We start from the raw sequence: 19013 nt of genomic DNA, 5'->3' as shown, positions 1-19013 counted from the left end.
TTTATATTTCTATTTAAAATAAACCCTATAGAAGATATAAATATGCTTTATAAATACAGTAGTTCGGAATTTAAGAATCTAAGAAAAATACTGTGTGATATATTAATTGAAGAGCTTTCAAAAGAATCGCTATCGAAAGAATTAAAAAAACTAGTAGAAATACTTGTTCACTTTTTGAACGTCATTGATGAAAATATAACCGATTTTTTAGACAAAGCAGACTTGGAGTATAATAGTTGGACTGATGTACATATTGCAGCATCTGGTAATTTGCTGTCATCTTACAATCACACAATACTCAGGGCAGAAAATGAAAAAAGTCTAAATGGATTTAAATTCAAAGAATTAGTAGATGCTATTTATGTAACTATATATGCGGATATATATGAAGCATCTCTCATATGTACAGAGACAGGAATTAAAAATTACTTAAATAAAACAGTCCAAGATTTCCAGTATTATTCTGATATATTATCAGATGATTCTTTCAAAAGATTATCATTTTTATGGTTCTCTATACCAAAAAGAGTTTTTGATATTCATTTAAAGCAAAACTTGAGTAAAGAATCATTGGAAAATATCAAGAAGTTACAGGAAAATGAAGATGTAATAACGAAGAATATAGAAACAAGTAAAAAACTTCTTAAGCAAACACAAGATCTTAAAAACACTCTAGAAGAGCAGAGAAGCGAATATAATTTCGTATCTCTATCGAAAGGTTTTACATCTTTGAAAGACGTAAAGAAAAAGGAAATGGACGATGAAAAAACAATATATCGGATACTAATGGGCTGTATAATACTAATTATTATAGCAAAATTTTTATGGTCAATATTTTACTTAAGTCAAGAAAATATAAATAACCTTATATTTATCACTGCTACTGTTTCTACTATTTTTTTACTACTTGTTATTTTATACTTTTTTAGAATATCTCTTTCTAATATAAAGTCTATTCGCTCTCAAATACTTCAAATAGATCTACGTATAACACTTTGCCAGTTTATACATAACTATAATTTAGATACTGAGGGTTTAAGAGAAGGAATGAAGGAAAGCTTTGATAATTTTGAAAAAGTTATTTTTGCACCTATAGTAGCTAACGAGGATCAAATGCCTAATACGTTTGATGGTCTCGATCAAATCACAAACTTATTAAGCTCAATAACCAATAAAGGCAAGTCATCGTAGGCTGGATAAACTTTGTAACACTCAACTATTTGAAATAAGTTAGGTCTCGCTCTTTAACCCTAACCGCAAACCAACACTCAAAAACGGAGGTCGTGTGCAATATACCGCAATCATCAAAGATGGTGGCTTGTTTATTCCTAATGTATTTTCAGACCTAGACGACGACCGCGCTCATGTCGTCCAAGTGACCGTTGATATGGCAAGTGTTCGCCAGCAGTTAGATACCGATGACGTGCCAAAGCCTGCGGCAAAAGCGCCAAAAAAGACCGCCAAGCGCCCCGCAAAAAAAACGCCACCCGCCCCACGTGCGGTGGACACCAGTCATCAAGAAGCAGCGCGGGAGAAAGCGCTTGATGAGCTAGAGGCGCTTGATGACAGCGAGCTGAGCGAAATGCTCAAGGCATATATCAATGATGGACAAGGCTCAGCGCAGATAGCGTTAGATAACTTATAGTTTATATATTGTACGTTTGACCTTAAGACGATAGAGCGAGATTAAACATTATTTTTCGTAGCCTCTGGAGACGAAGTCACAGCAAGCAAGAAAAATAACGTTTAATCGAGCGACTGCATAGCGCTCTATAACTCATTTACTTTACACAAAAACCGAAAACCCCAAAAAGGCAATGCCATGACTTACTCAATCTTTTGTCAAACCCCAAACAATGCTTTGAGCGAGCCGATGTTCTTCGGTCAGCCCGTCAACGTGGCGCGCTACGACCAGCAAAAGCACCCCATCTTTGAGCAGCTGATTGAAAAGCAGCTCAGCTTTTTTTGGCGTCCCGAAGAGGTCGATGTGTCGCGCGACCGCATGGATTTTGGTAACTTGTCATCGCATGAGCAGCATATCTTTTTGAGCAACCTTAAGTACCAGACCCTACTCGACTCGATTCAAGGTCGCAGCCCAAACGTGGTGCTGTTGCCGCTGGTGTCTATCCCTGAGCTAGAGACATGGATTGAGACGTGGTCGTTTTCTGAGACCATCCACTCGCGCAGCTATACGCACATCATCCGCAATATCGTCAATGACCCAAGCGTTGTGTTTGACGACATCATGGAAAATGGCAACATCCTAGAGCGTGCCTCAGACATCGCCCACTACTATGATGACTTGTACCGCAACAGCCAGCTATACAGCCTATACGGCGCGGGCACGCATACGGTCAATGGCGAGCAAATCACCGTTGACTTGCGCAGCCTTAAAAAACAGCTGTATCTGTGCATTATGGCGGTCAATGTGTTAGAGGCGATTCGTTTTTATGTGTCGTTCGCCTGCTCATTTGCCTTTGCCGAGCGCAAGCTGATGGAAGGCAATGCCAAGATTATCAAGCTGATTGCCCGTGATGAGGCGCTGCATCTGACAGGCTCACAGCACATGATTAACCTCATGCGTAACGGCAAAGACGACCCTGAAATGGCAGAGATTGCCGAAGAATGCCGTGAAGAGAGTATTGAAATTTTCCGTAAAGCCGCCGAACAAGAAAAAGACTGGGCGGGCTACTTGTTTAAAGACGGCTCGATGATTGGTCTCAACAAAGACATCTTGTGCCAGTATGTCGAGTACATCACCAACTTGCGTATGGAAGCGGTGGGCTTGCCAGCAGCGTTCCCGCATTCAAAATCAAACCCGATTCCGTGGATTAACACATGGCTGTCGTCTGATAATGTGCAGGTTGCGCCGCAAGAGACGGAAATCAGCTCGTACTTGGTGGGGCAGATTGATTCTGACTTGTCTAACAGTGACTTTGACGACTTTGAGCTGTAATTTTTAGGTGTGATTAGCGCGTCGATGACATATCGCTGTCATGTGGGCGCGCTATCATCAAGGCAAAAAATACCAATAAAAACAACCATCAGGAGATTGGGCAATGACGTGGGTAGTGACCAGCAAACAGCGCTTTTATTTGCACGATAGCGAGACCTTGCTAGACGGCTTACTGCGTACTGGGCACAATATCAATTATCAGTGCCGCGAAGGCTACTGTGGCAGCTGCCGCGTACAAAAGATTGCGCACTCTGAGCCGATTGAGTATGTGACTCACCCACTGGCAATGGTTGATGAAGACGAAATATTGCCCTGCTGCTGCCGCGTCCAAGGCGTGATTCATATTAATGAAGAGTTGATTATTGATTAATTGCCTGTTGAATGGCTTGATGATTGAGATGATCGAAAGGCAAAACCATAAAAAAGCGCCCGCTATCATTAACGGGCGCTTTTTTATGGCGGGTTTATAGATTCAATTGCGTTTTATGCCTCGAGCGCAACCTATACGTTACCTTTATTGTGTGGGCTGTTGTTGTGGCTGCCCCATGCCATTTTGTTCAAACAATTGTAGCAGCTCTTCACGCAGGCGTAGACGTTCTGCCTCTGACATGGTGGGCGCTTCTTGGATTTCATCTTGCGCCCCCATGTCATTATTAAAGTCGCCCTCAAACGACGCAGGCTGCGCGGGGCTTTCTTCTTGTTGTGGACGGGCGGTCAGGGTGATTTCTACCTGTACCGTTTTACCGCCGCGCAATACTTGGGTATTGAGCTTGGTATTGAGCGGTTTACGTGCCACATATTGCACCAAGGTATTGGCATCGGTCATCTCAACGCCGTCGATACTTAGGATAATATCGCCTACTTTTAGACCGCTTTTTGCTGCTGGACCATTGGGTACGACATTGAGCACCTCGACCCCTGTTGAGGTTTCTAATTGCGTGGGGTCACGCAGCTGGGATTGAATCTCGATACCCAGCCAGCCACGACTGACGCGGCCGTCTTTAATCAGCGCGGTCATCACCTGCTCAACGAGTGCGGTCGGAATGGCAAAGCCAATACCCATCGAGCCGCCCGACTTGGAGAAAATCACGGTGTTGATACCCACCAGCTCGCCACTGGCATCGACGAGCGCGCCGCCTGAGTTACCAGGGTTAATCGCGGCATCGGTCTGGATAAAGTCCTCAAACTTATTGACACCAAGACCTGTACGCCCTGTCGCTGAGATGATGCCTTGCGTTACGGTCTGCCCAACACCAAAGGGGTTACCAATCGCCAGCGCCACATCACCGACTTGAATAGGCGCTTCACGGAACGCAAGCGGCGTCAGCCCTTTCATATCGACTTTAATTACTGCAAGGTCACTGTCAGGGTCAGCACCGACCACCGTTGCGCGGCTTTTACGCCCATCATTCAGACCGACGATGATTTCGTCCGCCTTTTCGACCACGTGCGCGTTGGTGACGATATAGCCATCATCGGACACGATGACGCCTGAGCCTAAATTGGTTTCGCCTTGGTCACTTGGCACGCCATTATGATACTCGAAAAATCGGCGCAGCACGGGGTCATTCATATACGGGTTTTCCGCCATGCTTTGGGTGGTGTAGATATTGACCACCGATTGCGCCGCACGCGCTACGGCATCATGGTACGAGCTGACCGCAGGCGCGGTACTGCTCACAGGCGGCGGGGTGATTTTTTCCGCTTCGGGTGTCCTCGGCGGCTGCCACGTCTCCTCTGAGGCACTTTTTGTATTGATAAATAACCAAATCGCGACCACAACCGCAGCGGCAAGCAGTGCCCAAGGCAACCAGCGGAAAAAAGGCGTATTACGATTGTTATTGGGTGCAGACATACAAAAACCTCAGTACATAAATGAAATAGACGACACAAAATAGTGTAAACATGGTGCGGTTGGCTTTCAAATTATAACGGTCGCACCCTAGGAATAGTAACGTATCGTGTATTTATTCAGTTAGTGAAGTTATCGGGCTTTTTGCTGCCTATGTTAAGATAGGCAATCGATACAGCGCCCACATGACAAGGGCTAATGCCATTTTTAATTTGTGCTGTGATTGGCGCAGTTCACTCCTAACGACCACGCAATCACCAAAATCTAAGCATAAGTGCGCATGTTAAAACGGCGTTAACGACAATGATATAAGGAGTTTTTTATGAGCACCCAGAGCGATACTTCAAATACGTCCAATGACGGCATCAGCGCCCAGCAGCTCACCGCCTATTGTGATGATTATTTGTCTGCTGCTAATTTTAAAGACTACTGCCCAAACGGTTTGCAAGTCGATGGCGGGCAGCCGATTCGCCGTATCGTCACAGGCGTGACCGCGTGCGAAGCCTTAATTGATGCGGCGATTGCGGATAATGCCGATGCCATTATGGTGCATCATGGCTATTTTTGGAAAGGCGAGCCAGCCCCACTGACAGGCATGAAAGGCACGCGCATCCGCAAGCTTTTGACCCACGGCATCTCACTTATCGCGTATCACTTGCCACTCGATGCGCACCCGACCTTGGGCAACAATGCCACTTTGGCGGACTTGCTGGATTTAGAGATTACAGGCGGACTGTATCCTCATGAGGCGCATCCTGTGGGTAATATTGCCACCTGCGCCCTGCAAACGGTAGACGCACTGGCGACCAAGATTGCAGACGCACTGGGACGCACACCACTACACATCGCGGCTGACTTGCCTAATGATGACGGTTTAATTCGCCGAGTGGGGCTGTGTACAGGCGGCGCGCAAGATATGATTGAGCAAGCGGCGCAGATGGGCTGTGACGCCTATATCTCAGGGGAAATCTCCGAGCGTACCACGCACAGCGCGCGCGAGCTGGGCATTCATTACTTTGCCGCAGGACATCACGCCACCGAGCGCGGCGGTATTCAGGCTTTAGGCAAGCGCATTGCCGCAGAATTTGACTTGCCTGTGACCTTTATTGATATTGATAACCCTGCTTAGGCTGCTTAAGCGACTGTTGGTATCAATGGCAAATTGCTTTGTTTAAGCCCTTTTTGCGACATACACAGGTCACATCGCCACTGCACTTAGTCAGCATTCAGATACATGGGCGTGATATCGCCGTGCTATTATCACGCCCAGCAAAAGATACACAGCAATGCTAAGAATGTTAATTGAAAAATTTCGCAATTTCAAACACTTAACCTAATTATGTTACTAAACCTTTCGCTAGAGTGACATAAACTTGAATACGACCGCTGCGCCCCTATCTTATGGCTACCTCGTTATTTTGTTAGGGCGTGTCTTCATTTTAAAAATGGTGATAAAAATGAGATAAATTACAGGCAAACAAGGAAAATAGCGCAGATAATATCGAGATATTCACCAGTTATTTGACACCGTTTGCCGAAGATTTAGCCATTTCTAAATCATTTAGTCATAAACGTTTGAATTGAAGACACGCCCTAATCCTTTTAAGCAATTTACTTGTCATGAAACTTGCGGGTCACCTATATTGCGCGGCATACGCTGCCGATTGCCATACCCCGCTCATAGCACAATGTGATGACATTATGTCCAATCGCGTTTTCATGACCCTACCGATTTTGCCATTCCTGCACCGTTTTTATTTGGCATCAAAACTGCATGACGCACCATTATCGATGGTCGCTATGCACGGTAGCTTAGTGACCACAGTTAGGAGATTCGTCATGCAGCAGAGTATGTATCATTCGACCAAGCGTTTACTACAAGCATCCAGTATTGCCTTATTGTCCCTGCCTGCCCAAAGTGCGCCTGCGCTCAATATGCAGACGCCCGCCTACACCCAAGTGATGGCACAAAAAACCCTGACCATCGCGGCTGTGCCTGGGGACAGTACGTTTTTTGCGACTGATGGTTTTCAGCATGGCTTTGGCTACGATTTGGTACGTCAGTATGCGGACGAATTGGGCGTTGCGGTACATTTAAAAGGCTACGCTACCGATGAGGCGGCGCTGCGGGCGCTCAAATCTGGACAGGCCGATATAGCACTCACCACCGCCAGTACGCAGCTAAAAAGCCAGCTCAACTTAGCCTCAGCAAATTTAAGCTGCGGCTATGACAGCAATTTGACCAAAAACGGTCTGCATCCGAAAGTCAGCTGGAGCTTTCGCCAGTCGAGCGACCCCTTGTCCAAAAAAGCCAGCCACTTTTTATGTGACAATGTCAAACTCGACAATACCAAGCAGCTTGCGACCTTTTATAACCGCAAACTGTTAAAAGACGCTTATAGCCAGCAGCATTTTAAAGACACCTTGACGCAAAAGCTGCCTGGTTATCAGGCCTATTTTCAAAAAGAAGCCCGTGAATACAATCACGACTGGCAAGTCTTGGTCGCGATGGGCTATCAAGAGTCGCACCTCAATGCCGATGCGGTATCGCCAACAGGGGTACGCGGACTGATGATGTTGACCAATGCGACAGCAGAGGCAATGGGTGTGGCCAACCGTGTCGACCCTATCCAAAGCATCGCAGGCGGCGCAAAGTATTTGGAGCAAATGAAGGCAGAGTTTGCCGATGTACCGACAGGCGATCGTCTGTGGTTTGCCCTCGCCGCTTATAATATGGGACCCAATGCCGTAAAAAATATTCAAGACAAGCTTGCTACCGTAGGTATTGACGGCAACAGCTGGCATAATGTCTATGCGTATCTGGATAAAAATCAAGCGCGCAACAGTCGCTATACGCAGTGCATGCACTATGTCAGCAATATTCGCAGCTACCTTGAAGCGATTAAAACGCAAATGGTGTGACGACCGTTCGCTACATCAATACTTTCCTTTTAATATCTAGGCTAAACTTATTATTTTAACCTCGAATCGCCTAAAAAATAGTCGCTGTCAGTGCCATGGTCGAATGTTCAACACGCCCTAATCTGTACGCATAAAAAAACGGCATTCTTAGATGCCGTTTTTTTATGCGTTACGTTTATGCTTAGCGATTTGGAACGGTTAGACGCTGTCCACGTTGTAGCATGGTATCAGCTGGGATATTGTTCATATCTGCGAGCGCTTGGGTCGAGATGCCGTATTTGCGCGCCAGCCCAATCAAGCTATCGCCTGAGCCTACCGTATAACTGACGGTCGCTTTTGGAATTTGAATTACTTGTCCAACTTGTAGCTGCGCATTTGGCGCAAGATTATTGGTCGCTGCCAAGTCCTCAACCGACACACCAGCACGACGCGCAAGCGCAATCAGACCATCGCCTGACTGAACTTTATAACGCTCAGTATTACCCAGTTTTTTACCACTGCTGCTTGCTGCTGGTGCACTGCTGCTGGTTGATGCTTTACTGCTTGAGCTGCTACTCGATGCACTACTGGTTGCCGCAGGTGCACTACCACCAGCAGGAATGGTGATATTGCGACCGAGGATAAGGTTCGATGTGGTACTCAAGCCATTCGCCGCCGCCAAGTCACTGATACCGATATTGTAACGGCGCGCAACACTGGTCAAGCTATCGCCCGACTGGACTTTATAACTGACAGGCTTGTCGTTCAGTTTTAAGTCCACCTTCGCTTGTGCCACAGGCACATTGATACGCTGTCCACGTTGCAAGCGCGCATTAGCATCAAAGCTGCTGTTCACAGCTGCAATATCAGCCGCACTAACGCCTAAATTATTGGCAATACCTATTAGTGTATCACCCGACTTCACCGTATAGGTGCTGGTTGGTGTGCGCGAGCTGCTAGCACTGCTACTGCTTGAGCTGCTACGTGTATTGCTCATGCTGCTTGCTTTACTGGCGGCACTGACATCCACATTGGCTGGGATTTTTAGCGTTTGTCCCACGTATAGATTGTCAGTTGCACTAATACCATTCATATCAGCAAGCGCCGCAGATGACATATTGAATTGACGTGCGAGCGCAATTAAGCCATCACCTGCTTGGACTTTGTAGTTTTGCGTACGTACGCTGCTTGAACTACTGGTATTGCTACTGGTACTGGCAGGTGTGCTACTACGGCTTGACGCAGTCACTTTGCCTGGCACGAGCCACAGCTTTTGCCCACGGAGTAAGGACGCTTGAGTACTTAAATTATTGTAGCTCGCGAGCTGCGATACCGACAAGCCAAAGCGGTTTGCTGTCCCTGTCAGTGTATCCCCTGACTGCACGGTATAGCTGTCTGGCTTACTGCTGCTACGGCTACTTGACGCGCTATTGCTTGATGCGCTGCTGGCGCTACTAACAAGCGGTTGAATGGGTTTTGCATTGTATAAATACAACGTTGAGCCTGCCAATAAATTCGCTGCAGGGTCGATCTGGTTCCATTCAGCGATATCGCGCCAGCTTACCCCAGCACGACTAGCAATGTTTGATAGCGTGTCACCACGCATGACAGTATAAGTACTGCGTGTGCCTTGTGGTTTTGGTTTGGCGGTATTGTTACTGGTTGAAAAGCTGAGTTTTTTCTCTTTACCACTGGCTTCTAGAATAGACTGCTGTGTCTGAATCGCGGACAGTTTAATATTGCCGTCGACTGGACTGACCACATCGCTTTCGCGCGTTTGCGCTTGAATTTGACGCGCGATAAAGTCACGTTCAGCTTTGCTGAGCGCTGGCTCTTGTACAATAGTGTTATTCTGCGTGATTTGCGCTGATGTCGTTGGCAAGCTGTTACTGTTTTTTAGCTCAGCATTGATACGACTGGTTTCTTTGCTGCTGATAGGTGGTTCGCTATAGCTTGGTGCGCTACTGCTATACACTGAGCTGCTGCTGGGTTTTGGCGTTGGCGGAATGTAGCTGGTCGTTTGCTGTGGCACGCTTGCACTGGCAGCATATTCGGCAAGACCTGCACCCGTGGTCGGTAATGCCCCACTGCTGTAGGGCTTATTATTGTAGCTCGGCGCGCTACTGCTTGAGGTTGTCGGTTCAGGCGTGTTGGCAGCGGCGGCTAAGACGTTACTGGTTCCATTACCGCGTAGCATGCTGAGCTTGGCATCGGCGTTTAGACTGACATCATTAGGTACGATAACACGCTGTGGACCTGCCGAATCGACACGTCCTGATAGCAATGCGGTATTTAGCTTTTGTAGCTCATCGTAGCTGACGCCTGTGATCTGAGAAACTTCAGACAAACTCACACCGTAGTTGACAGGTACACTACGGAAATGCTGACGGTTGGCAATCGCTGGGAAATATACGCCGTACTGTTCAGGTTTGCTGACGATTTCTGCCACTGCCAAGAATCGCGGGACATAGTTCATGGTCTCAGTTGGCAATTTGAGTGACCAAAAATCCGTCGGTAGGCCATTTGCACGGTTGGCATCGATGGCTTTTTGTACGCGGCCTGGACCTGCGTTATACGCTGCCAATGCCAGCTCCCAGCTGCCAAATTGGTTATATAGCGCGGTCAAAAAGTCATAAGCTGCACGAGTCGACTCAATCACATCACGGCGACCATCATAAGTGCTGCTTTGATTCAGACCATAGATACGCCCTGTACTTGGGATGAACTGCCACAAACCTGCGGCAGCGGCGCTACTGGTACCACTTGGATCGTACGAGCTTTCAATGACAGGCAATAGCGCAAGCTCGGTTGGAATATTGCGGCGCTCGGCTTCACGTACGGTATGGTAAATATAGCGACTGGCACGAGCAGTTAGGCGGTTTAGATAATCTTGGCGGGTAATAAACCAGTTTTTTTGCGCTTCGATACGCTGATTGTAACCATGCGTACCGCCATTCATACGATAGCCTGCACGCAAACGGTTCCAAAGATCACCATACTGCTGAATGGCCAGTTTATTATCCTCAACCATCGTCATATCGGTCGCTTCAAGCAAGTCGGCCAGCTCATCCAAACTTTCTGCGTCAAGATAGGCGGTTGAGTAGCCTTCATCTGTCGTATTCTGTGGACGCGGGGATGGCTTACTTTTCGTATTACCCTTAACAACAGGGGTACGGTTATTGACCGTAGGCGTCTTTACTGCCGTTGTATTACTACAGGCACTAATAAGTAAAGTAGAGACTGCCAAGGTTAAAGGTAACGCAATAAAAGAGCGAGAAGAGGATGACACAATAGACATGATAACGATGACTTCCTAACAGCAATAATAAGTAAAAGTGAACAAAAATTATAATCTATTCTGACTAACGAAAACCATCGATATTCAATATACGATGGTTGGTAATGTACTCATAGCCATAGTACATAGATGTACCCAGATTACAGATTTTAGTCCTAGTTAATAGTAACTTGTGATACCGCGCGCAACAATACTGCATTGCCCGTGGCGACCGTCAAGGTCACACGCGAATTGGTAACAAAGTTGACCTTTTTACCATCCTTGACCCAGCTTTCAACGGTACTGATATTGGCTTTGGCCTGCGTGCCTGACGTTACCACATCTGTTATTTTGATATCATACTGATAGTTTGAGGTTTGGTTCCAGCTGCTTTGTAACAAATTAAGATAGCCTTCTTTATTCAGGCTGGTCGTTTTACCACGGCGAGACAACGAAATCAGCGCATCATCAGAAACAAGATTGGCAACGCGGTTGATATCTTGGCTATTGGCAGCCGCTTTCATTGCAGCCGCATAGCTTTCAACCAAACTGTCTGTCATATTTGCTGCTTGCGCTTGTACTGCAACAGCACTGATTGCTGCAGCGACTGTCACTACGCTTGCGCCTTTAATCATCAGCGCCAATACTCTTTTACTTAGCATACGTTTCATAATAATCCTTAATCTGCTGATAGCAGTAATGGCGTGCTCATTCGTTAAATATTAAGTAACGAGCAGTAGCCTTTTCTTTAGCGTATCATTAATTCATCACAGAGATGTAACACGATGTGTCATTATTGCGTCAGTACCGACTATGCATATAAGTACTTATTGAGCACTATGCTTTTCAATTGTTTGTATTAAAAAAGCGCTACTTCTTTTGAAGTAACGCTTATGCAGTTTAGGAAGATTTTTGCTCGCTACCCATCTGAGCGGCTGATTCGTCATCGGCCAAGCGCATACCCAAACGCTCTACACGTTTGTCCATCATCTGACGGGCGAGCGCTTGCATATCTTCGACCCGATCAATCTCGTCCACAATCTCAAGCCCAAGCAAGGTTTCGAACACGTCCTCTAGGGTTACCAAGCCTTTGACCTCGCCATACTCACCTACCGCAATCGCAATATGAATACGATTTTTGAGCATCAAATCCAGTAAGTCAAACAGCTTCATTTTTGAAAAGACAAAGCTGATATCACGCTGAAACTGCGTCAACGGCTTATTCATACCATGATTGGCTTTGGCAAGTAGTATATCTGTTTTTAGAACAAAACCCGTAATATTATCTAAATCGCCATCATAGACAGGCAGACGAGAAAAGCTCAGTTTCGGTCTATCTACCAATAATTCTGCGACCGTTTTATTTTGTTCAAAGGCAAGCATGACTGAACGCGGGGTCATGATGTCCTCGACTTTCATTGCCCCAAAAGCAAGCAGATTGCGAATAATGCGCGACTCTAGCGGATCAATCTGTCCTGACTCTTCACCAATGCTGGCAAGTGCTGCAAACTCACGACGGCTAAAAGTCTGATGCTCCTTGCCGCGCACCAGCAGTTTGGTCAAACGCTCGGATATCCAAATCAAAGGATACAACAGTAAAATGATGCCGCGGACAAAATAAGCGACTACACCGCTTAATTGACGCCAATACATCGTGCCTAATGTCTTTGGAATAATCTCTGACAAAAACAAAATCGCCAACGTCATAAACGCAGAAAACAGACCAAACCAAGCACTACCGAAGACAATAGTCGCCTGCGCGCCCGCACCAATGGAGCCAAGGGTATGCGCAACGGTGTTTAAGGTCAAAATCGCCGCAAGCGACTGATCAATATTATCGACCTTTAAGCGTCTGAGCATGCTCGCTTTTTTAGGGCTACTCTCTTCCACATCTGCAATATAAGACGGCGTCATGCTAAGCAGTGCAGACTCCGCTAAAGAGCAGATAAAAGAGATACCAATCGCTACCAATACAAAGAGCGCTAACAGCAAGATATTTAGCGCCGTAGGTTCAGCAGCCACACTTGTGGCCGATGAGCTAGCACCGACAGCAAGGGCTGGATAAGGTAATAGCGCGGCAAGTATGCCTATAACAGACAACACAGATTTACGATACCCAGATGGCATATATCGTGATGTCGGCGGAGGCTCTGATGCTGCCTCCTCACAATAGACGCTTGCGCGCTGAACAGAAGATACAGAAAACAAAGTGGTCAACAAGTGAGATAACCCAATCAGATGAAGTGAAAAGAAAGTTAAATTGTGGTGCTATTATAATCGTTTGATAGTAGCACTGATATTTCGATTGTACAATCATCGCTAGAATAAACAAAACGATAATGCTGGCGTCATTTTAAATTAAGGTGATATAACGCGCTTACAAAATATTCTAATAAAAAGTAGGCAGCAGCATCTTATGGTTATATTACTGTTTCTCTTATATTTATGGCTTAAAAAGCAATACACCCTATTGATATACAAATTATAGTATCAGTGGCTATCGTTGCTTAATCACTCAATTATTTGCCTCAGTGCTGTGCCCTGCTAATAAATCGTCATCGTTAAGACCTAAATGTGGTAAAGACCATAAAATAAAGAACAATTTTTACGCCACAAAATCGCTCGCACGTCGCATTAACAGTTACCAAGCCTAGGATTTTTTGTTACTATGCGTCTAATTTTATTTTTATCTTCCACTTACTGAGAAAAATTATGAGCTTTTTTATTCAAGCTGCCCACGCTGCACCAGAGGCAACCACTGCAGGTTCTATGCTCAGCTCTATCTTGCTGCCTGTTGCATTTTTTGCCATTTTTTACTTTTTGGTTATTCGCCCACAGTCAAAGCGCGCCAAAGAACATCGCGCAATGGTCGATTCACTCAAAGTAGGTAGCGAAGTAATTTTTGCGGGCGGCCTGATGGGACGTATTGAAAAAATTGAAGGCGATTATGCTGTCGTTAGCCTAAACCGCAACACCGAGATTAAAGTACAGCGCGCCTCTGTCATTTCAGTATTGCCTGCAGGCACTATTGAGAGCGTATAATCACTTTAGCGGTATTATCGCCCTTATTTAAAATGACCGCTAATGGTAGGCGGTCATTTTTTGCTATTAGTCCGCGACACAGTATCTGCTCATCATGAGCCGCCCTCTCCGATTATGGCTGATGATAGACTTAGCATTTTTTTTGCTGTCCTCATATCTGCTTGTCGTGTTTTGACCGACTGGCTTACTGCTTAATACTGTCTGACTGGCCTTAGTATACATGGTCATCACTAGCGTTAGGTTGTCTACCAGTATTCATCAATTTTAAGAAGTGATTATGCAATACTCCACTTGGAAATACCTACTCATTGCCGTCGTGCTTATCATTGCCGGTCTCTATGCAGCACCCAACCTCTATCCTGATGAGCCTGCGGTACAGATTACCAGTGCGGCAGCAGGTACGCAGTTGTCTGAGGGCATCTTAGAGCAGTCTGAGAGTGTACTTAAAGACGCTGGCATCAGCTATCACAACGGTACGTTTGAAGATAATAGCGCACTGGTGCGCCTAGACAACGCTGTTTCGCAGCTAAAAGCACAAGAGGTGCTGCGCCAAAACTTGGGCGAAGACTATGTGGTTGCGCTCAACTTGGCACAAACCACGCCGCAGTGGCTGCGTGATATTGGTGCGCGTCCCATGAAGCTCGGTCTTGATTTGCGTGGCGGGGTGCGCTTTGTCCTCGAAGTTGATATGGACAAGGCCCTTGAGCAGCGCTTGAGTAATGATAGCCGCGAAGTGCGTAGTAGCTTACGTAGTGAGCGTATTGCGACTACAGGTATTAAAACAGACAATCAAGGCATCGTGTTGCACTTTGCTGACACCGATACCCGCAGCCGCGCCCAAAATGTCTTGCAGTCAGCGGTCGGCACACGTTTTAGTCTACAGCCAACGATTGATGCGCAAGGCCCTGCCCTAGCCCTACGTTATAATGATGCAACGATTGACGAAATCAACAGTTACGCGGTCAACCAAAACTTGACCACCTTGCGTAACCGTATCAGTGAGCTTGGCGTTGCCGAAGCCTTGGTACAGTCACAAGGCGCAAACCGTATCGTGGTTGAGCTACCAGGGGTACAAGATACTGCTGAAGCCAAGCGTGTTCTTGGTCGTACCGCGAACCTTGAGTTCCGTTTGGTCGCAGATGGCAGTGACACCTATACTGGCGGTATTCCTCCAGCAGGCACAGAAGCCTTTCCGTTTGAAACGCTCGATGGCCCACCTGTACTGTTAAAACGCCAAGCCATTGTGACGGGTGATAAGGTCACCAATGCCCAGACCAGCGTTGATGAAAGCGGTCGTCCAGAGGTTAACATTACCTTGGACAACGCAGGTGGTAAGCTGATGCAAAACGCCACACGTACGGCTGTCGGTCAGCAAATGGCCGTATTGTTTATTGAAAACAAACAGCGCATCACTTACGAGACCGACCCTACCACAGGTGAAGTACAAGAAGTGCGCACACCGTATGCCGAAACCAAAGTCATTAACCGTGCCAACATCCAAGCCGTGCTTGGCTCATCATTCCGTATCACAGGCTTAGACAGCAGCGCTGAAGCCGCTGAGCTTGCCCTACTACTACGCTCAGGCGCACTAGCAGCACCGATGTACTTTGTTGAAGAGCGCACTATTGGCCCATCGCTCGGTCAAGAAAACATTGATAAAGGCTTATTTTCAACGCAAGTGGGTTACCTTTTGGTCTTTGCGTTTATGATTATCTTCTATCGCCTCTTTGGCTTAATTGCCAACATCGCACTTGGTATCAACCTTGTGATTATGGTGGCGATTATGTCGATTTTAGGCTCATCACTCACCCTGCCAGGTATTGCGGGTATCGTCTTGACCATCGGTATGGCGGTCGATGCCAACGTACTGATTTTTGAGCGTATTCGAGAAGAATTGGCCAATGGCGTCCGCCCCAAATCGGCGATTGTGGCAGGTTTTGACCGTGCCTTTAGTAGTATTTTTGATGCCAACATCACGACCCTTTTGGTGGCGTTTATTCTATTTGCCATCGGTAGTGGTCCGATTAAAGGCTTTGCGATTACCCTTGCGATTGGTATCGTCAGCTCGCTATTTACCGCTATTTTGGTCACCCGCGCGCTGGTACAAATCGCTTATGGCAAGCGCAAATCTATCAAACGTTTGAGCATCGGCTAGGAGAAAAACATGGCGATTGAACAAAATAACCCCAATGAGCAGGGCAATACGCGTACCAGTACAGACGGTACGCCTGAGCCACGCCGCCGCCGTAAGAAGCCGCGCCGTAATGGTAAAGGCAGCAATCAAGCCGCCAATGCCAATTTAGCTATCAATGAGCGTCAAAACGCGGCAGCAGCTGAGACAGCCGATACGTTTGATAGTGCGGATGAAGCGGCTGCCAATGCCGAAGGTGGCGTCAAAGCCATCGGCGAACAGCGCCTTATTCCCTTTATGAAGATTGAAAAGCCAATGGCAATCTTGTCATTTTTATTGATTATTGGCAGTATTATCGCCATTGCGGTCAATGGTCTAAATCTCGGCCTTGACTTCACAGGCGGCGTGTCTGCAGACATTCAATACGAGCAGCCTGTTGAGCAATCAGAAGTGGTCAATGCGCTCGCAAGCAATGGCTTTGATGATGCGGTCGTGCAGTATTTGGGCAAGCGTGATGAGCTGCTGGTACGTCTACCACCACAGTCGGACAACGTCGATGGCCTAAATGCTTCACTTGATAAAGCGCTGGACTTGCCAAACAACAATGCCTCTATCAGTAACGTCAATATCATCGGTAGTCAGGTCGGTGGTGAGGTCTATCTCAGCTCGGTCATGGCATTGGCATTGGCATTGGCCTGTATGCTTGGTTATGTGGCGTTACGCTTTCAGTTTAAGCTGGCGCTTGGTGCGGTCGTGGCACTGTTCCACGATACCATCGTCACGTTGGGTGTGTTTGCCCTATTTGGCTTTCCATTTGATTTAACCGTACTGGCAGCCGTACTGGCGCTGATTGGTTACTCATTGAACGACACCATCGTTGTATATGACCGCATCCGTGAAAACTTCCGCCGCGTGCGTGGTATCAGTCCACGTCAGATTCTAGACTTGTCATTGACCGAGACGCTGCGTCGTACCATCATGACCGTATCGACGGTACTGCTGGTCGTACTCGCGATGCTGTTCTTAGGCGGTGAAGGCTTATTCTGGTTCTCAGTGGCGCTGTTCGTTGGTCTATTGGCAGGTACGTATTCTTCAGTGTATATCGCAAGCTCGATTCCACTACGTATGGGCTTGTCACGCGATGACTTCGTGGTCAAAGTGAAACCTGAATTTGAAGAAGAAATCGTCAGCTTTAATGACCCAAAAATGACAGATTAACCCTTATGTGTCCTTTTCGTGATATATTAAATAAAGCACCTAGTCCTTAGGTGCTTTACTTTTTTATGACACGCCCTAACACTTCAGCTCATCATTACCCTCTTTGTCTTGTTACTTGTCACTCCAAGGTTGTACGTCATGTCTACTGCCTCGTCCCCATCTTCTGATATCAGCTATCGGCGTATTGTGGCGATTGCGATTCCTGTGATATTCGCCAATCTCGCCATTCCAATGCAAAGTGTCATCGATACCGCAATTGTGGGCAATATGCCTGAGGCGGCAAAACTGGCGGGCATGGGCTTAGCAATTCAGCTGTTCTCCTTAGCCTTAGTCAGCTTTAACTTTTTGCAATATGCGTCCTCGGGACTCTCCGCACAGGCACTCGGCAAACAACAAGACACACACGCTATTGACCCTGCGCCGCTATTGTCGATTTTACAGCGGGCGTTGGTATTGGCGCTTGCCATTGGGGTGCTACTATTAGCGCTTAAGCCGTGGATTATTGATATTGGTCTCCAGCTGCTCTCTGCCAATACCGCCAGTGGCGCGGCGGCAAAGACCTATCTGGACGTGCGCTTTTGGAGCGTGACCGCTGAGCTGATGAACTATGCCTTTTTGGGATGGTTTGCAGGGCAAAGCAAGACCCGCTATATGCTGTATCAGCAAAGCTTTATTGCGCTGATTAATGTCTTGGCAACGCTGTTTTTTGTGTATGTCATGGATATGGGCTTGGCAGGTGTGGCGCTCGGTACGGTGCTTGCCTTTTGGCTGGGTATTGGTTTAGCGTTGTGGCTGAGCCAGCGTCATTTGGGTGTTCACTGGCGTACTCTTCTCACGCCAAATGCCATCTATTTCACTCGTGAAAAGATGCTTAGGCTATTTTCATTAAATAAAGATATTTTTATCCGTACGCTTATTTTAACCGTAAGCTTTGCTTGGATTACCCGCCTATCTGCGCAAAGTGGCGACTTGGTATTGGCAGCCAATGCCATTTTGCTGCAAGTGCTGAGTATTTCCGCCTTTGCCTTAGATGGTGTAGCGGTCTCAGCAGAGACGTTAAGCGGGCAAGCCTACGGGCGGCGCAATTGGCGGCAGTTCTATCAGGTGGTAGCGCGCACAGGCTTGGTCAGTTATGTGCTCGCAGCGGCGCTTAGCCTGCTGTGGTGGCTGTTGATGCCTTATTATCTAGATGCGATGACGGACATTACCGAAGTGCTGGCACTTGCAAAGCAGTACCAATATTATGCTGTACTGCTGCCCTTAGTCGGCGTTGGCGCATATTGGCTGGATGGGATTTTCTTTGGTTTGACCGCTGGGCGCTTGATTCGTTATGCAGCGATTATCCTTGCTGTGCTATTTTTCCCGCTCAGTTTTTGGCTGTATCAGCAGTTTTCGGTAGCGGGTATTTGGCTTAGCGTTTGGGCGCTATTGCTCTTGCGCTTATTGATTTTGGCGGTTTTTTTGTGGGTAAAGCGCCGTACCGATGGGGCGGCATCTGAAACCGTAACGGTATAATACTTTTTATGATTAGGGCGTGTTGAACATTCGCAAATAGGCACTGCTGATTGCTAAAATTGTTCCAGACAAGGCGCAAAGCGACGATAATGCAGATGCCTTAGCGAGATTTGCAACGCAG

General features: G+C 46.9%; 14 protein-coding genes. 10 read left to right on the top strand and 4 right to left on the bottom strand.

The window, feature by feature from the left end; all coding sequences use genetic code 11:
• Positions 1 to 42 precede the first annotated feature (42 nt).
• The 4 genes from JIE71_RS00070 (at position 43) to yfaE (ending at position 3326) form a co-directional block, all read left to right on the top strand.
• A complete protein-coding gene (locus tag JIE71_RS00070; RefSeq protein WP_199506690.1) occupies positions 43 to 1191 on the top strand; it encodes a hypothetical protein in 1149 nt (382 codons plus the stop codon).
• A gap of 94 nt (positions 1192 to 1285) precedes the next feature.
• Positions 1286 to 1645: a hypothetical protein gene (locus tag JIE71_RS00065; protein WP_199506689.1), complete on the top strand. Its 360-nt coding sequence runs from the start codon at positions 1286 to 1288 to the stop codon at positions 1643 to 1645.
• 177 nt (positions 1646 to 1822) lie between these two features.
• Positions 1823 to 2956, top strand: coding sequence for a class Ia ribonucleoside-diphosphate reductase subunit beta (nrdB, locus tag JIE71_RS00060; RefSeq protein WP_199506688.1), 1134 nt, complete (start codon positions 1823 to 1825; stop codon positions 2954 to 2956).
• Between the two features lie 103 nt (positions 2957 to 3059).
• A complete protein-coding gene (gene yfaE / locus JIE71_RS00055) occupies positions 3060 to 3326 on the top strand; it encodes a class I ribonucleotide reductase maintenance protein YfaE (protein ID WP_199506687.1) in 267 nt (88 codons plus the stop codon).
• 144 nt (positions 3327 to 3470) lie between these two features.
• Here the strand turns inward: yfaE and JIE71_RS00050 are convergent, their stop codons facing one another.
• Positions 3471 to 4811, bottom strand: coding sequence for a S1C family serine protease (locus tag JIE71_RS00050; protein WP_199506686.1), 1341 nt, complete (start codon positions 4809 to 4811; stop codon positions 3471 to 3473).
• 319 nt (positions 4812 to 5130) lie between these two features.
• On the opposite strand from JIE71_RS00050, the gene JIE71_RS00045 reads away from it, so the two are divergent.
• Both JIE71_RS00045 and JIE71_RS00040 read left to right on the top strand, forming a co-directional pair.
• Positions 5131 to 5937 carry a Nif3-like dinuclear metal center hexameric protein gene (locus JIE71_RS00045; RefSeq protein ID WP_199506685.1) on the top strand — a complete coding sequence of 269 codons (807 nt, stop codon included), beginning with the start codon at positions 5131 to 5133 and terminating at the stop codon, positions 5935 to 5937.
• A 572-nt stretch (positions 5938 to 6509) separates the two neighbouring features.
• A complete protein-coding gene (locus JIE71_RS00040; protein WP_228284470.1) occupies positions 6510 to 7730 on the top strand; it encodes a transglycosylase SLT domain-containing protein in 1221 nt (406 codons plus the stop codon).
• Between the two features lie 181 nt (positions 7731 to 7911).
• Here JIE71_RS00040 and JIE71_RS00035 read toward each other — a convergent pair whose 3' ends face one another.
• The 3 genes from JIE71_RS00035 to JIE71_RS00025 all read right to left on the bottom strand — a co-directional run bounded on the left by JIE71_RS00035 (position 7912) and on the right by JIE71_RS00025 (position 13113).
• Positions 7912 to 11007, bottom strand: a complete 3096-nt coding sequence (locus tag JIE71_RS00035; RefSeq protein WP_199506684.1) for a lytic transglycosylase — start codon at positions 11005 to 11007, stop codon at positions 7912 to 7914.
• A 155-nt stretch (positions 11008 to 11162) separates the two neighbouring features.
• Positions 11163 to 11657, bottom strand: coding sequence for a hypothetical protein (locus JIE71_RS00030; RefSeq protein ID WP_199506683.1), 495 nt, complete (start codon positions 11655 to 11657; stop codon positions 11163 to 11165).
• A 229-nt stretch (positions 11658 to 11886) separates the two neighbouring features.
• Positions 11887 to 13113, bottom strand: a complete 1227-nt coding sequence (locus JIE71_RS00025; protein ID WP_206767414.1) for a CNNM domain-containing protein — start codon at positions 13111 to 13113, stop codon at positions 11887 to 11889.
• A gap of 585 nt (positions 13114 to 13698) precedes the next feature.
• Between JIE71_RS00025 and yajC the strand changes: the two genes are divergently transcribed.
• The 4 genes from yajC to JIE71_RS00005 all read left to right on the top strand — a co-directional run bounded on the left by yajC (position 13699) and on the right by JIE71_RS00005 (position 18892).
• Entirely contained in the window at positions 13699 to 14028 is a 330-nt protein-coding gene (gene yajC / locus JIE71_RS00020; RefSeq protein ID WP_199506682.1) for a preprotein translocase subunit YajC, read from the top strand.
• 277 nt (positions 14029 to 14305) lie between these two features.
• Entirely contained in the window at positions 14306 to 16183 is a 1878-nt protein-coding gene (gene secD / locus JIE71_RS00015) for a protein translocase subunit SecD (RefSeq protein WP_199506681.1), read from the top strand.
• A 9-nt stretch (positions 16184 to 16192) separates the two neighbouring features.
• Positions 16193 to 17377 carry a protein translocase subunit SecF gene (gene secF, locus JIE71_RS00010; RefSeq protein WP_199506680.1) on the top strand — a complete coding sequence of 395 codons (1185 nt, stop codon included), beginning with the start codon at positions 16193 to 16195 and terminating at the stop codon, positions 17375 to 17377.
• A 138-nt stretch (positions 17378 to 17515) separates the two neighbouring features.
• Positions 17516 to 18892, top strand: a complete 1377-nt coding sequence (locus tag JIE71_RS00005) for an MATE family efflux transporter (RefSeq protein WP_199506679.1) — start codon at positions 17516 to 17518, stop codon at positions 18890 to 18892.
• The last annotated feature ends 121 nt before the right edge of the window (positions 18893 to 19013 follow it).

It is taken from the genome of Psychrobacter sp. bablab_jr014 (genome assembly GCF_016464015.1).
In the GTDB taxonomy this organism is placed as follows: domain Bacteria; phylum Pseudomonadota; class Gammaproteobacteria; order Pseudomonadales; family Moraxellaceae; genus Psychrobacter.
Note: the sequence above shows the minus strand (reverse complement) of the source record. Positions and strands in the feature narration are given on the sequence as shown.

Excerpts from the sequence above, each read along its gene's own strand:
- yajC (WP_199506682.1), top strand. The coding sequence starts at position 13,699 with ATGAGCTTTTTTATTCAAGCTGCCCACGCTGCACCAGAGGCAACCACT.
- secF (WP_199506680.1), top strand. The coding sequence starts at position 16,193 with ATGGCGATTGAACAAAATAACCCCAATGAGCAGGGCAATACGCGTACC.
- JIE71_RS00005 (WP_199506679.1), top strand. The coding sequence starts at position 17,516 with ATGTCTACTGCCTCGTCCCCATCTTCTGATATCAGCTATCGGCGTATT.
- nrdB (WP_199506688.1), top strand. The coding sequence starts at position 1,823 with ATGACTTACTCAATCTTTTGTCAAACCCCAAACAATGCTTTGAGCGAG.
- JIE71_RS00030 (WP_199506683.1), bottom strand. The coding sequence starts at position 11,657 with ATGAAACGTATGCTAAGTAAAAGAGTATTGGCGCTGATGATTAAAGGC.
- JIE71_RS00050 (WP_199506686.1), bottom strand. The coding sequence starts at position 4,811 with ATGTCTGCACCCAATAACAATCGTAATACGCCTTTTTTCCGCTGGTTG.
- yfaE (WP_199506687.1), top strand. The coding sequence starts at position 3,060 with ATGACGTGGGTAGTGACCAGCAAACAGCGCTTTTATTTGCACGATAGC.
- JIE71_RS00040 (WP_228284470.1), top strand. The coding sequence starts at position 6,510 with ATGTCCAATCGCGTTTTCATGACCCTACCGATTTTGCCATTCCTGCAC.
- JIE71_RS00045 (WP_199506685.1), top strand. The coding sequence starts at position 5,131 with ATGAGCACCCAGAGCGATACTTCAAATACGTCCAATGACGGCATCAGC.
- secD (WP_199506681.1), top strand. The coding sequence starts at position 14,306 with ATGCAATACTCCACTTGGAAATACCTACTCATTGCCGTCGTGCTTATC.
- JIE71_RS00070 (WP_199506690.1), top strand. The coding sequence starts at position 43 with ATGCTTTATAAATACAGTAGTTCGGAATTTAAGAATCTAAGAAAAATA.
- JIE71_RS00035 (WP_199506684.1), bottom strand. The coding sequence starts at position 11,007 with ATGTCTATTGTGTCATCCTCTTCTCGCTCTTTTATTGCGTTACCTTTA.
- JIE71_RS00025 (WP_206767414.1), bottom strand. The coding sequence starts at position 13,113 with ATGCCATCTGGGTATCGTAAATCTGTGTTGTCTGTTATAGGCATACTT.